Source organism: Planococcus sp. MSAK28401, from assembly GCF_018283455.1.
Taxonomy (GTDB): domain Bacteria; phylum Bacillota; class Bacilli; order Bacillales_A; family Planococcaceae; genus Planococcus; species Planococcus alpniumensis.
Genome location: NZ_JAAMTH010000009.1, coordinates 41274 through 53188, shown reverse-complemented (window position 1 = coordinate 53188; position 11915 = coordinate 41274). Strand labels below are relative to the sequence as shown.

The following is an 11915-nucleotide window of genomic DNA, read 5'->3' as shown; positions in this document are numbered from 1 at the left end:
AAATGATATTACACATGATTTTGCTGATAAGTTGTTGCATGCTCTTGCTTTTGGAGGCCGTTCTAACTGAACATGCTAAATGGTTAAAAACTTTTGAACGAGCTGAAATTGCTTCAAAGCAAGAGCTTACAGACGAAGATATTCAGAAAGGGTGGGGCTTTAATCAGCCAGCGGCTTCAACGCCGGTGGCCGCTCCTGCTATTTCAGAGAAAGAACTTACTCCTGTCTACAAAGAATCTCAATTGACTTCTGAGCATGAGAGCTTCTTTGATGCTTTAGCTTTAATGGCAGAACCAACGTCTGTCTCTTCGAAAGAAGAAGATGAGATTCCCTTCCTGGAAACTGCTCCTTCAAATCAAGAAAATGAAATGGAAGCAGAGGAATATGTATCTTGGGATCAGGTAGTTGCAGAATCAGAAGTTGCGGAAAATGAGGCAAAAGAAGAAATCATTTCCGAGTCTGAGTTTCTAACTATGGAAGACTGGAAAGAAGAACCGATGCCGGTCAGCATGAGCAATCAATTGTCTGCAAAAGCCAGCCACAAGATCGGTGAAGGATTTGTTGGAGAGCAGCTATGGGTCGTGGAAGTCGTGGGTTACGAACAAAGCTACATTCATGTTAGCGACGGCGAATCCAGAGCATGGCTGAACCTACGCAAGCTGCACAGAGCAAATAAAGGAGACATTCTCACGCTATTAGTGGAGCAGGATGAAAGTGATCAACTATATGTTTTACAAGTTGATGTACTTCAGCAAAAATCGACCGATTTTGCTCTAGAAATCGAGGAAGAATTTGAAAATGAACACATAGATTTTTACGAAGCAATTTAATTAAATTCATACGGATAGGACCTGCACCAAGTAGGTCTTTAATCCGTATGTTATTTCCTTATTATGCCTAAAGACCTTCTTTATATCCCGTTTATTATATTTAGTTCGAGATAGTTTAGTGAATGTTTAGAAAATATTTGCTATATATCCAACTTAGTGTTGTAAAATTATCAAAATAATATCTTTAAAATTTTAATGTTATAGGTATTTGCACAGAGCTACAAATTAGATATTTGTGGTTTTGTGGAAAAACTTAAAATAATCTCATATAAAAGTTTCATTTTTGGATAAATATGCTTATGCCATTGTAATGCAAATAGACTAACTTTACTATTAATTATAGGAATATCAGGAGGGATTGGATGATGGAAAACAAACTACGAAAAGATGAATGGACTAATGATACATTAACTACACTAATTCAAGGTATGCGCGAAGAAGGATTAGTTTTTAAGGAGATTACTCTCCAATATAGAACCAAAACTAGAAATGTATTTATAAATGCAACTGGCCGGGAATCAATGAAAGCTTCTGAGAATTATTTCAGTAATGTCGAAGAGCAGTTGATCCGTACATACAATATAATCTTTAAACGCTTCATCAACTTTGCTCAATGCCAAGTGGACATGACATTGCAAGTCAATGAACATGGTGAGTTTGACTTCGAGAATATGCAAATGGCGATGCATATGGACATACCAGGATCTCGAAACGCTGAAGAAGCACTTCGTCGACCACTAAGAAACTTCTTACCTTTCCTCGAAAACGTAACGTATTTAGAGGCGACAGGGCACAAGTTCGAACTAAAAGCATTGCATTGTGCATTAGAGTTATCTGAGGAAGATTTCAATATCGTTTTAGAAGATCCATCGATTATTCACCCTAAAGCACGCTTAGATTGGTTATCGTTCGGTTCATTGCTGTTTATGAAAGCTAAAGAATCTTACAGCTTTAATCAAAAGATTCCTTGTTTCTCCGGAGAGTTGCTATGGGATAACAAAGATGTGACGATTAAGCACACTATCAAGAGGTTAGAAAAATGAAAAGAATATATGGGTTCTTAGCATTGCTGCTGCTAACCTTTTTAGGACAGCCGCTTTCTAGCGTAAGTGCAATGTCCAAATTACCGTCACCACCGAGCGGGAAGTCAATCGAGACTTCTGAAACGTCTGATTCCCTTATGGATAATATATATACTGATATGAGCGGATTAGGTACGCCATTATACGGTTGGGCAATTGATATTTTCACCCTTCTCTTTGTAGTCGGGACACTCGTTATGATTTTGTCTATTGCTTTTAAAAATGGACAATGGCAGAAATACGCTCAAGGGACCATGCTTACATCTTTTGTAATTCTGCTCCTAATGCGAGGATTACCTATAATTATGCTTTCTATGAACACGAGAGAAGACATTGATATCCTCTTTGCTGCAGGTGTGGCCTTCCTCAGTGCTACAACTATCTTAATGGCCGTTATGAGTATTGGGATAAGTGCAGACTTCAAGTTTAACTATCATTTAATTGAGCATCCTAAATACAATAGATGGTCTAAGAATCTCTTTTATGTGGCCATGCTAATGACGTTTCTCGCAGTTCTGGTCCCGTGGTTTTTTCCTCAAGTGTAAAAAACCGCTCACATTCATACTTTTCTCTGATATAATAGAGAGACAATTTAAACCAAAGGGCGCACCCCTCCAAAAACCGAGTATATTCGGTTTGGAGGGGTGCGCTTTTTTTTAGGAGAGATGAGATGGAAATTCACGTTATTGGAAAAACGGACAATAAAAAGAACCGATTGAAAGTGCTATTGTCGCAGCATTATCCCCAACATACGATCGTTAATCAAGAAACTGTTTCAGTTCTAAAAAACATTCATCACCGGCAAAACATAGCACTTCTTGTGATTCTTCTTAATAAAGAAAACACCGAGACTGTCGAGCAGCTTCTTCAAATTAAGAATTTAGAGATCCCGATTCTCTGTGTAGAAGAAGAGGAAACCGATTCGCGTGAGAGACTATTAAACGGTTCATTAACCAAAGGCTATATCCGGCGTAATGCCCCTTTAGAAAAAATTAAAAGTGCAATGAACCTAGTTCTGGATGGTGGAATATATAAAGAACCTACGAGTTTAACTAGGAAGAATGAGCAAGTATCAAATCACAAAGAGCTCGAGATGGAGTGGACCATCCTTTCAATGCACTCCAAAGGATTTAGCTTCGAAGAAATGAGCGAAGTAGTAGAACTTCCTATTAATGAAATTGAGAAGAAACTAACTCAAATTAAAAAAACAATCATTGTTCCCGCTCCATCTTCAACCCTAATCTAGCTTTATAGGAGAAACAGATAAGTTTTAGTTGATTATAAATATATAACGTTATATTATTAATTTATAATAAAAACTAAAAGGACGTGTTAATTATGAAAAGAAACACTTTATTTATCGTAGGTGGTAGCCAGGAACAGACATTCATGAAGATGGGAAAAAAACAAAATTGCAATATCTTGTTTCATCCAGGAAAAGTCCGGAATGGCGGTGTGAAGAGCGCTTTTCGTAAATCGGTGAAAAATGCAGATTGTGTCGTGGTTTTATGCGATGCATTGATGCACGAAACTATGTATCAAGTTAAAGACTTATGTAAAGAGTACAATACGAAAGTTGTTTTCCATACAAATGGATTTGGTGCTTCAGGAGCCATAGCTGCAGGTTTAGGTAAGCTAGGAGCAGCATAAGTTAGGAGGGGACACATTGCACAAAGCTAATAATTCGCGGCATCTACTATCGACTGTTGTAATAACTATCGCCATTGCAGGTATTGCTATGTATTGGCAATCTTCATCTTCGATTATGGAACAAGCTCCAGCGATTGAAGCAAATATTATTGCACTTTTATAGGAGGCAAATGATGAACAAGACGATGAGCAAAGACTGCATTGGTTGTGGTAGAAGGTTCTTAGTTTTAGACATTGGCAGTAATTACGCTAGTTTCTGCACAGAAAAATGCAAGAAGTCACATACTATTTTTAAGGAACTCAGGAAAAAACGGGAGGGATAAAAATGCACTCTGCTCTTGTAAAGAAAAATCAAATCGTTTCAGCTGAATCTTATGATGAATCCATCCATGGCGTTGAGATCTGCTGCATGGATCAAAAATGCAAAGTTCCAGTCTTTTTCGTTCGCGGTACTGTGAGTTTGAATGCACACTTCAAAACTAGCGGTAAAGGTGCTTCAGTTCATAAAGATGCTTGTGGGTTTGCTAAGCCACTTTCATTCCAGGACACGGTTTCTAAAGTGGGGGAATATCAGGAAAGTATACTCGAAAATAATACCCGCCAAATTGTGATTCGCTTGAGCATGAATGAGATTGATCCTGATTACGAGAAGAAGACAATAGAGCGCAATCCCCTCGACAAAGAGAAGAAAAAACCCGAACCAGTAGAAGAATCTTTAAAGACTAGCAAAGTAACTCCATCCTCGATCAGTTCATTGAAGGCTGTGAAAAAGCTATTTACTACTGTTAGTCCCGATATTTTAGCCGGCATTATGCTATCAGTTAAGGGGCAAAAAATACCTATTTCAAATTTGATTCAAAGTTACTCTGAAGCACACGAGGCTCTATGGAGCGGCAATGCGGAAGACGTTCCTTATTTCGTTCATGGTTGTATCGAGCAAGTCACTCGACGAGAGCGGGTTTGGTATATCACTTTAAGTAGAACAGATAAAGGCTATTTTTCCCTTATTGTCTTTGATCGCCATTTTAATCATTTCACCTACAAAGATACTGACCTGATAGGGCAAGAGGTTTTAGCATATGGCTATCTTGTGAAAAACGATTATCACAAAGGTAAACAGTCAACGGAAATGGTCATTAAATCAAATCAATATATTGAATTTCTTTAAAGAGGTGTTTCAATGCAAATAGAATACACCAATATCAAAGACTATCTCTTTTTTCTAATTGAAAAATATGAGCCCAATCATTACGAGTCTATATCGGCCTTATGTCTTTTAGAACAATCAATGACTGGTACTTCCATCAATCGTCTTTTAACTTTGGTAGTAGCATTTCTTGAACAAAACTTACCCACTGCTTCACCATTATTGAGGGCAACGTCAGAGTTATTACATCAATCGTATGAAGTAGATACCGTATTCGACTTCTCATACGATGCATAAACTTTATAAAGGAGAATAGTATTGATGAAATCCTTAATAAACCGTTTTCTAAAATCATCTCATCCTGCTTTAGCTAAGGAAGGTGCATCTAAAGATGACCCAACTTTCGCCTTTTCCAAAGTCTCGAATAGCTTTATGTACATTGAAGAATTCCAAGTAGAAATCAATTCTTTCTTTCATAAAACTTCAGAAATTAAGCATTTGTTAGAACAGCTAGACGCGACATCAATTGATGGATTGTTAGATGAAATCTTGTACAATACGATGGATCTTCAAAGAAAACTCACAAGACAATCATTGTGCACGCAAGAACAATCTCATAAAGATTTTGTTGCAGCTGTAAGCTGGCACATAGCTGATTCTGTAGTAGAAATCCCTTACAGAAATGCCGTTTTGTTAAACGGATTAAAAGCCGATGATGTGAAGAATCATCAAATAACTTATATTCAATACTTTTTATGTTTCCAGCAAGCTTTAGAAGAGATTTTACAAACATATAACGCATTTCCTGAACCAATCGAATTTTATTCTTATGAGGACTATATAAAAAGTATCAGTCGCTTATCGGTTAAACCTACCGCTTGAAGTATCAAGAAGGAGGGCTTTTATGCAACCACAGGAAAGAGTCTATGTTAGAACACGTGATTTTGAAGGCAGGGCCACCGTGCTCCATATTATTCAAAACGAATTTTATCCTGTCCAGGTCGAATTAGATAAACCTGATGATGATGGCCACCGCATTAAGTGCGTTTCCTTTCATGAAATCATTAAAGAAACGACCACTTATAAACCTTGTCTTGCTACTCCTATTAAGGAATCTAAGAATACTGAAATGCAGAAACAGATGACCTTTTTTGACCTGCTATAAACAGATTCTTTCATGGAAGGGAGAATAAATTATGATGGAAATGACGTCTCACGAAATGAATATAATACGCATGCAAATGGTCTTTGCAAAAGATAAAATAGTTCGCGATTATAAAGAGCGAAATAAAGATGATAGGTTTTCTAAGAAAGTCATTAATGATTACCAGAGGATTCTCGACAAATTGGGAAAGATAGAATCTAAATGAAGTTTTTCGAAAATAGTAGGGGAAAAATTCTTATCGTTGCTATATTCACTTTATTACTCTCAGGATGTACCGTACCCACCGCTGAATCGGACAACGCTTCGTTAAACTATGAATCAAGTACGGCGCAGGTAGATGAAGAGGCAATTACGGGTGTTATTAGTAGCTTGGCTGACGGAGATACATACAATGTTGTCATCTCGAAGGATAGAAAATTAAGGGATGGCGTTCAGCTAACTGCAGGCGAAGAAATTACCGTTCGATTGCTGCTGGTAGATACTCCAGAAAGTGTTGGTGAGAAAGCAGGTATGCCTTATGGGGACGAATCCAGTTCCTATGCTAAGGGCTTGTTACAAGATAAATCAGTAACCATAGAATTTGATGATGGCGATATAAAAGATAAATATGGCCGCTATCTCGCTTACATCTATGTAGATGGAAAACGGGTTCAAGATTACCTTGTGGAGAATGGCTATGCGATGATCCGATACGTTAATGAACCAAACACACGATACCTACCAGAGCTTAAAGAGCTAGAAGCTGAAGCGGAAAAAAGTGGCGTGGGCATTTGGTCAATCGAGGGCTATGTAGATAAAGGAATCGGATTTAATGAAGCAACCTTAACTCCGGATTTGCAGGGAATTGGCGAAGATATTGCAGAAAAGGCACAAGAAACAGCAGAAGATTTGTTCAGCAATACGATGGATTCTCTTTTTGATTCCATCGATAGCGATTAAATACTATATAAGCCGATACTGGCCACTTAAAGGAGAATTAGTAATGTCTATTAGCATGATTCTTTTCAACGTAATGATTCTAGTGCTCCTACCATTCATGATGGAAAGTGCTTTGAAGAAAGTAAAAGACCGATCATCGCAGCACCCGAAGCGAATATATTGGTTTTATATGTTTCCGACTTTCATCGCGGCAGCCACGCTGACTTTGCTATTGTTGGTTCCAGGAGTCATCTCGAATGCCGAACCACTCATGGAAATACAACAGAAGGTTATCGCCCTGTTTCTGCTTAGCGTGCTTCTATTCGTTGGAGCGGTTGAAGGTTCACGAATTACCAAAAATCTATCAGCAGAAAAAAACTTAATCAATAAAAAGCGCCTCTAAACTATAAAGTATAAGAGGCGTTTTCATTTATATCGAAATTTCTTTTCTATAAGTTATTTATTGATAACTTGTTTAACTTTTGCTTCAGTTGAGTAGTGCTTTTTGATTGCTTTCTGGTACTTGAAGAAATCCTGAAGCAACTCCTGATTTCGGTCTTTAATAATGTGTTGCTCGGTAGTTGCTGAAGCTCGTGCGTTTACTCCTTCACCTGTTAGAGCTGGACTACGGAGAGTTAGAATTTCATTTCCACGTGATACAAATCTCTGGACATCCTTTTTTAATTTCTCAAGCATTTCAATTAGGTTTATAAAATCTTTGAAGACTTCAATCGGAATATACTCTGCAGGAATTTCTTTTAAAACCTTCTCAAAACTTTCTATTTTTAATGAAGTCTCATTTAACTCTTGAAGTGAAGTTTCTGATGATCGAAGTTGAGCTCTTTTTGTACTAGGGTTATCTTCCGAACTGGCATCTTCTTCGCTAAGAATGTGCTTGAGCATTTTATTAACTGCTGACTCATGACCATTTAATAAAGACTCTGTTTTTTCTAAGTAATTTTCTATCTTCAAAAAGGTTCTTAAATAATTGTCGTTGAATACCTTTTCCTGCTCGGCTCTCATTGTATCGATTTGAAGTTTTGCAATAAAGTACGCGACTATCCCTCCGGTGATTCCACCGATATATCCTCCGTGAAAACCTACCCAAGAATCTTCCGAACCGATCGTGTAACCACCTAACGGAATATTTAAGAGTAAACCTATAATCACAGGAATTAATATGATAACTGCTATGGCTACGGCTATCTTACCTTTATTTTCTTTCGCGAAAAATTTATTTCCTCGTATCATCTATATCCCCCTTTCATAAAAACTCATCCAATGCATCAGGTGCCCACTGGTTCACCGCGTTTTTTTCCCTCGCAAAAACCTTCTCTAAATAAATCATGGTGGTTTCCATCTTTTCATGGCCAAGCGAACGCATGATATCGAATAGATCCGCACCACCTAAACGAGAGGTAATCGCAAACGCATGGCGGAACACGTGCGGCGTGAGTTTGACTTCGATGTCTTCGAGTTCCGAATCGATTTTCTTCATCTCTTTTGTCATATAAGCAATTAGATAGGAAGGAGAGAAGGCGGTCCCACGACTCGTCGTAAATAAAGGCGCATCGAGTCTTGATTCAGCTAGGGAAGGCAGGCCACGCGCATACCGGTACACCCGAATGCTATCGTACACTTTCTCTTTTAACGGAATCTGCCGCTTTTTGTTCCCTTTACCGACGACATTTAAATAGTAGCCTCCATGGATCCGATCCTTTTTGACATCGCTCACTTTTAGCTTGCAAAGCTCTTCGTTACGCAGCCCAGTAGCTGTAAGGACCAGGACAATGCTGAACATCACCGGATGATTGATTGTCCGGAAACTCCGCAGTACCTTGACCACATCTTGCGGGCCCAAGTCACGATCCGGCCGGTCATCTTTCCGGACAGAAGCGATACGCAGCCCTTCCGCAATATCTCCCTGGATATAACCCACCCGGTAAAGATAACGAAAAAATGACTTCAAAATGGTCGTCTTGCGAGAAATGGTCGCCGGGCTGTAGGGCCCCCGCTCCAACACATAGGGGCTTTCGGTCATTAACCACTCCTGATACCGGCGCAGGTGACGCGATTCTAACGACTTGAAAAGGGATTGCCCACGGATTTCGTCAATATCGACGTCTATGGCCTCTGTGTGGGACAGGATCGCGGCGATAAAGTGCCTGATTTCTCTTTCGTATTCTTTTTTCGTTCGCATCGAGCGATCGTTTGCCTGGTTCGCGTGTTTTTGTTCGTGGATATACCAAGCAAGCATGTCCACATCATTAAAATCGGCAAAGGGATTTTCCTTCGCTTTTTCAGCCGCATCTTTTTTCTGTTGCAGCTGCTTCATCGACACTTGCGATAATTCCATCACCGCCTGTGAATTTGGGTTGCTGATTTCCTGCAAAATGCTCACCACTTTCTCCATTTCCTTATTTTAGAATCCGTTAAAACAAAAAGTATATTTATTACCTATTTTACCCTTATCAATAACTAACCACAACAAACAGTCCCTTTGTTATGGTTTAGTTAATTTATAAAATATAAATATTATTTATTTTCAATAAATAATAAGTCTGTTTTTAAATTGAGTATGTTATAATAAAATTGTAAATAAATCACTTATTTTGCTTTGCATTGGAATTTATCCTGAATCAACCCAAAAAGAGAGCCGCTTTATTTACAGTCGAAATAAGCGGACGGTTTTGGGGTGAAAAGTGGATTTGAAAAAAATCGGCAGAACGAATGAATGAGCGGATATGAGGAAGGGATGTACCCGCTACTTGAATCCCTTCAAACAGACGAAAAAGGAACACCCTATTATATAGAAGAAACTCATTCCACTTTGATTGCCAACGACTACGAATATCAGTTGAAAGGAAGATCTTAATGTCACATGATCCGTCGAACGAAAACGACAAGAACCGACCGGAATCGAACCGATTTCCGCAATTTTTATCCGACACCCATTACGAGTTGTTCCAGCTGGTTGTCGATCAGTTAAATAGCTCCCAACAGAAGAGCCACGAGTATCTAGCGGTTGCGTTTATCGCTACAAGTGACAGCGAACTTTATGAAAAAATGCGCCCTTACTTTGGAGCAGACGGGTTTAATTCGCCGGAGATGTTCGAAGAAATGGACCTCAGCACTGGCTATTTGAAAATTGCGCGCGCAGCCGGTAACCTATTCGGTCAAGATTACGAAATATCCCTTGCTGATTTTGCTAATTCGCTAGATCATGACTTGTTCCATACGTTACTGCAGGCGATGAAAATCAGAAAATACGGAGTGGCCAATACATGAGAGAAGGATATACACTCAAAGAAATTGCAGACCTATTAGATGTGACAGTGCCGACTATTTATACGTACGAAAAAAGGCAAATCTTACAGCGGATAGAGGACCCGCACCGCTTAAAAGGGACTACTCTATATGAAAAAGAAGGCGTAGAGCTTCTAGTCGAGGAAAAGAAGAAGTTGGACGATATGGGGATCACGATTTCCGAATTGGCGAGAAGAGCGGGCGTATTTGCTTCGAAAATAAGAGAAATCATCAGAGCCTTGAATTTACAAGTTCCTATGGTGCCATCTAATCCCCATTCATCACGGATGCGCTATGCGATAACACCTGAATTTGAAAAGAAGATTTTGGCTCATTTGAATCAGCAGACAACGAAACGAGCGAAAAAGAACCATCTGTTTCATCCATCATTCGATGTGGCGCTGTACCAAACCTTCCTGGTGGGCGGGGAAGAGAAGCTTCGTTTAAAGACAGACCGAAAGGAAAGAGTTGGATTTGAACTGAAAAATGGCTATTTTATCCCCTACGTCCAAGCCATCCGAACACTTGATATCGAGCCACTATACCGTATTCATCGAAAGAAAAGCGAAGGGCAAAACGGGTTCACTGATATCGCGGTCCCGATTGGGAAGAAAGCTTTCTATGAAATTTTGGACTTCCTCTATAGCAATTGTGGAGTAGAGAATTTTAATGCGGATATAGTGGGCGACCAACTTGTCGCATCCGTTCGGAATGCGGAGTACCGCACAATCCAAACCAACGATGACACCTTGAAACTTCTTCAGCAGTACATTATTAATGGCAAACTGGAAATGCGCAATGATCATTGGATTTTTGGTCGAACGGAGAAAAGCGTTCAAGTCCATATGAAACCCGAAGATTACCTTTTATTTAAACAGGCAGCCCAGGATGATAAGTTATCTTTTAAAAATTGGATTGAAAACGCACTGGCCGAGAAGGCGAATGAGATTCGAAACAGAGAATAACTAGACCAAGAACGGAGGGGAATCTATGGCGAAGATTTTATATCTAATTCGTTGCACGGCCTGCAATAAGCGAATCAAAAATAGTGAATCCTATACTTTCTGGGAAAAAGAATATTATTGCGAGCCTTGTTTTGATGACTATTTAGAGATTGTTGACCCGAACATTTTCTTGAACCAAGAAAATAAACATGACGATGAATAAAAATTTGAAATACTAATATATTTATAAAGGATGGAATAAATTGAAGAGTACAGGTATCGTAAGAAGAGTAGATCAACTAGGAAGAATCGTCATCCCCAAAGAACTTCGTAAAATCACCAATATGGATATCGGCGCTCCGGTTGAAATATTTATGGATGGAGATTTTATCAACTTGAGAAGATATCGAACCACTCATGCTTGTGTAATCACAGGGGAAATGTCCGAATCGAATAAAGAATTTGCGCCAGGCTTGGTTCTAAGCCCTCAAGGAGCGGATATCTTATTCAATCGGTTAGACAAAGAGCGAAAGGAGCTATAATTATGAATAAAACCGAGTATTTTAAGCAGGGTATGATTAATTCAGCGATGAGAGACTATATGAAGTTTATTGAAGCAAACCAAAATATCGTAATCATTTCTGTAAATGTGTTGAAAGAGGATAGCATTCTGCTAACTTATAAAGAGCAATAATCCTAAAATACGCATAAAAAAGTTATGCAGAAAAAGCTCCATGTCCGGTGGACCTTATAGTCAGAGACGAAGAATTGTGAGGTTAGCTTCAGACCTTTGTATGAGCAGAACGTGAAGAACGTGACCGAGGGAGAACTAATTTAGTTCTCTCTCGTTTTTCTCTTTTTTTCTGGACAAGA

Annotated in this window: 20 protein-coding genes; 18 read left to right on the top strand and 2 right to left on the bottom strand. The window is 39.0% G+C overall.

Translation table 11 applies throughout. The features are described 5' to 3' along the window. Positions 1-2 precede the first annotated feature (2 nt). The 13 genes from G3255_RS19070 to G3255_RS19010 all read left to right on the top strand — a co-directional run bounded on the left by G3255_RS19070 (position 3) and on the right by G3255_RS19010 (position 7195). Positions 3-830: a hypothetical protein gene (locus G3255_RS19070; protein WP_211656182.1), complete on the top strand. Its 828-nt coding sequence runs from the start codon at positions 3-5 to the stop codon at positions 828-830. A gap of 362 nt (positions 831-1192) precedes the next feature. Continuing rightward, a complete protein-coding gene (locus G3255_RS19065) occupies positions 1193-1873 on the top strand; it encodes a hypothetical protein (RefSeq protein ID WP_211656181.1) in 681 nt (226 codons plus the stop codon). Then, complete coding sequence (locus G3255_RS19060; RefSeq protein ID WP_211656180.1) at positions 1870-2457, top strand: hypothetical protein; 588 nt, start codon at positions 1870-1872, stop codon at positions 2455-2457. The genes G3255_RS19065 and G3255_RS19060 overlap by 4 nt, the downstream gene beginning before the upstream one ends. 125 nt (positions 2458-2582) lie before the next feature. After that, the gene (locus tag G3255_RS19055; RefSeq protein WP_211656179.1) at positions 2583-3158 is read left to right on the top strand and encodes a hypothetical protein; all 576 of its coding nucleotides are present in this window, start codon (positions 2583-2585) and stop codon (positions 3156-3158) included. A gap of 92 nt (positions 3159-3250) precedes the next feature. Next, positions 3251-3562: a DUF2325 domain-containing protein gene (locus tag G3255_RS19050; protein WP_211656178.1), complete on the top strand. Its 312-nt coding sequence runs from the start codon at positions 3251-3253 to the stop codon at positions 3560-3562. A gap of 16 nt (positions 3563-3578) precedes the next feature. Then, positions 3579-3725, top strand: coding sequence for a hypothetical protein (locus G3255_RS19045; protein ID WP_211656177.1), 147 nt, complete (start codon positions 3579-3581; stop codon positions 3723-3725). A 162-nt stretch (positions 3726-3887) separates the two neighbouring features. After that, positions 3888-4730 carry a hypothetical protein gene (locus G3255_RS19040; RefSeq protein WP_211656176.1) on the top strand — a complete coding sequence of 281 codons (843 nt, stop codon included), beginning with the start codon at positions 3888-3890 and terminating at the stop codon, positions 4728-4730. 12 nt (positions 4731-4742) lie between these two features. Next, positions 4743-5006 carry a hypothetical protein gene (locus G3255_RS19035; protein ID WP_211656175.1) on the top strand — a complete coding sequence of 88 codons (264 nt, stop codon included), beginning with the start codon at positions 4743-4745 and terminating at the stop codon, positions 5004-5006. A gap of 24 nt (positions 5007-5030) precedes the next feature. Then, complete coding sequence (locus G3255_RS19030) at positions 5031-5591, top strand: hypothetical protein (RefSeq protein WP_211656174.1); 561 nt, start codon at positions 5031-5033, stop codon at positions 5589-5591. Positions 5592-5613: 22 nt separating this feature from the next. After that, the gene (locus tag G3255_RS19025; RefSeq protein ID WP_211656173.1) at positions 5614-5874 is read left to right on the top strand and encodes a hypothetical protein; all 261 of its coding nucleotides are present in this window, start codon (positions 5614-5616) and stop codon (positions 5872-5874) included. Between the two features lie 31 nt (positions 5875-5905). Continuing rightward, positions 5906-6079 (top strand): hypothetical protein, encoded by a 174-nt coding sequence (locus tag G3255_RS19020; RefSeq protein ID WP_211656172.1) that lies wholly within the window; start codon positions 5906-5908, stop codon positions 6077-6079. Then, positions 6076-6813, top strand: a complete 738-nt coding sequence (locus G3255_RS19015) for a thermonuclease family protein (RefSeq protein ID WP_211656171.1) — start codon at positions 6076-6078, stop codon at positions 6811-6813. Before G3255_RS19020 ends, G3255_RS19015 begins: the two co-directional genes overlap by 4 nt. A gap of 43 nt (positions 6814-6856) precedes the next feature. Further along, a complete protein-coding gene (locus G3255_RS19010; RefSeq protein ID WP_211656170.1) occupies positions 6857-7195 on the top strand; it encodes a hypothetical protein in 339 nt (112 codons plus the stop codon). 53 nt (positions 7196-7248) lie between these two features. Here the strand turns inward: G3255_RS19010 and G3255_RS19005 are convergent, their stop codons facing one another. Both G3255_RS19005 and G3255_RS19000 read right to left on the bottom strand, forming a co-directional pair. Next, a complete protein-coding gene (locus G3255_RS19005) occupies positions 7249-8043 on the bottom strand; it encodes a hypothetical protein (RefSeq protein ID WP_211656169.1) in 795 nt (264 codons plus the stop codon). 13 nt (positions 8044-8056) lie between these two features. After that, on the bottom strand, positions 8057-9196 hold the full coding sequence (locus G3255_RS19000; protein ID WP_349291473.1) for a tyrosine-type recombinase/integrase: 1140 nt from the start codon (positions 9194-9196) through the stop codon (positions 8057-8059). Between the two features lie 470 nt (positions 9197-9666). On the opposite strand from G3255_RS19000, the gene G3255_RS18995 reads away from it, so the two are divergent. The 5 genes from G3255_RS18995 to G3255_RS18975 all read left to right on the top strand — a co-directional run bounded on the left by G3255_RS18995 (position 9667) and on the right by G3255_RS18975 (position 11736). Further along, entirely contained in the window at positions 9667-10080 is a 414-nt protein-coding gene (locus tag G3255_RS18995; protein ID WP_211656167.1) for a hypothetical protein, read from the top strand. Positions 10081-10262: 182 nt separating this feature from the next. Further along, the gene (locus G3255_RS18990) at positions 10263-11063 is read left to right on the top strand and encodes a hypothetical protein (RefSeq protein ID WP_211656166.1); all 801 of its coding nucleotides are present in this window, start codon (positions 10263-10265) and stop codon (positions 11061-11063) included. Positions 11064-11088: 25 nt separating this feature from the next. Next, positions 11089-11265 carry a hypothetical protein gene (locus G3255_RS18985; protein WP_211656165.1) on the top strand — a complete coding sequence of 59 codons (177 nt, stop codon included), beginning with the start codon at positions 11089-11091 and terminating at the stop codon, positions 11263-11265. Between the two features lie 40 nt (positions 11266-11305). Continuing rightward, entirely contained in the window at positions 11306-11584 is a 279-nt protein-coding gene (locus G3255_RS18980) for an AbrB/MazE/SpoVT family DNA-binding domain-containing protein (RefSeq protein WP_211656164.1), read from the top strand. 2 nt (positions 11585-11586) lie between these two features. Then, a complete protein-coding gene (locus G3255_RS18975; protein WP_211656163.1) occupies positions 11587-11736 on the top strand; it encodes a hypothetical protein in 150 nt (49 codons plus the stop codon). Positions 11737-11915: the final 179 nt, after the last annotated feature.

Coding starts and splice junctions, on each gene's coding strand:
- G3255_RS19025 (WP_211656173.1), top strand. CDS start 5,614: ATGCAACCACAGGAAAGAGTCTATGTTAGAACACGTGATTTTGAAGGC.
- G3255_RS18995 (WP_211656167.1), top strand. CDS start 9,667: ATGTCACATGATCCGTCGAACGAAAACGACAAGAACCGACCGGAATCG.
- G3255_RS19070 (WP_211656182.1), top strand. CDS start 3: ATGATATTACACATGATTTTGCTGATAAGTTGTTGCATGCTCTTGCTT.
- G3255_RS19040 (WP_211656176.1), top strand. CDS start 3,888: ATGCACTCTGCTCTTGTAAAGAAAAATCAAATCGTTTCAGCTGAATCT.
- G3255_RS18975 (WP_211656163.1), top strand. CDS start 11,587: ATGAATAAAACCGAGTATTTTAAGCAGGGTATGATTAATTCAGCGATG.
- G3255_RS18990 (WP_211656166.1), top strand. CDS start 10,263: ATGGGGATCACGATTTCCGAATTGGCGAGAAGAGCGGGCGTATTTGCT.
- G3255_RS19055 (WP_211656179.1), top strand. CDS start 2,583: ATGGAAATTCACGTTATTGGAAAAACGGACAATAAAAAGAACCGATTG.
- G3255_RS19015 (WP_211656171.1), top strand. CDS start 6,076: ATGAAGTTTTTCGAAAATAGTAGGGGAAAAATTCTTATCGTTGCTATA.
- G3255_RS19010 (WP_211656170.1), top strand. CDS start 6,857: ATGTCTATTAGCATGATTCTTTTCAACGTAATGATTCTAGTGCTCCTA.
- G3255_RS19050 (WP_211656178.1), top strand. CDS start 3,251: ATGAAAAGAAACACTTTATTTATCGTAGGTGGTAGCCAGGAACAGACA.
- G3255_RS19030 (WP_211656174.1), top strand. CDS start 5,031: ATGAAATCCTTAATAAACCGTTTTCTAAAATCATCTCATCCTGCTTTA.
- G3255_RS18985 (WP_211656165.1), top strand. CDS start 11,089: ATGGCGAAGATTTTATATCTAATTCGTTGCACGGCCTGCAATAAGCGA.
- G3255_RS19065 (WP_211656181.1), top strand. CDS start 1,193: ATGATGGAAAACAAACTACGAAAAGATGAATGGACTAATGATACATTA.
- G3255_RS19005 (WP_211656169.1), bottom strand. CDS start 8,043: ATGATACGAGGAAATAAATTTTTCGCGAAAGAAAATAAAGGTAAGATA.
- G3255_RS19060 (WP_211656180.1), top strand. CDS start 1,870: ATGAAAAGAATATATGGGTTCTTAGCATTGCTGCTGCTAACCTTTTTA.
- G3255_RS19020 (WP_211656172.1), top strand. CDS start 5,906: ATGATGGAAATGACGTCTCACGAAATGAATATAATACGCATGCAAATG.
- G3255_RS19035 (WP_211656175.1), top strand. CDS start 4,743: ATGCAAATAGAATACACCAATATCAAAGACTATCTCTTTTTTCTAATT.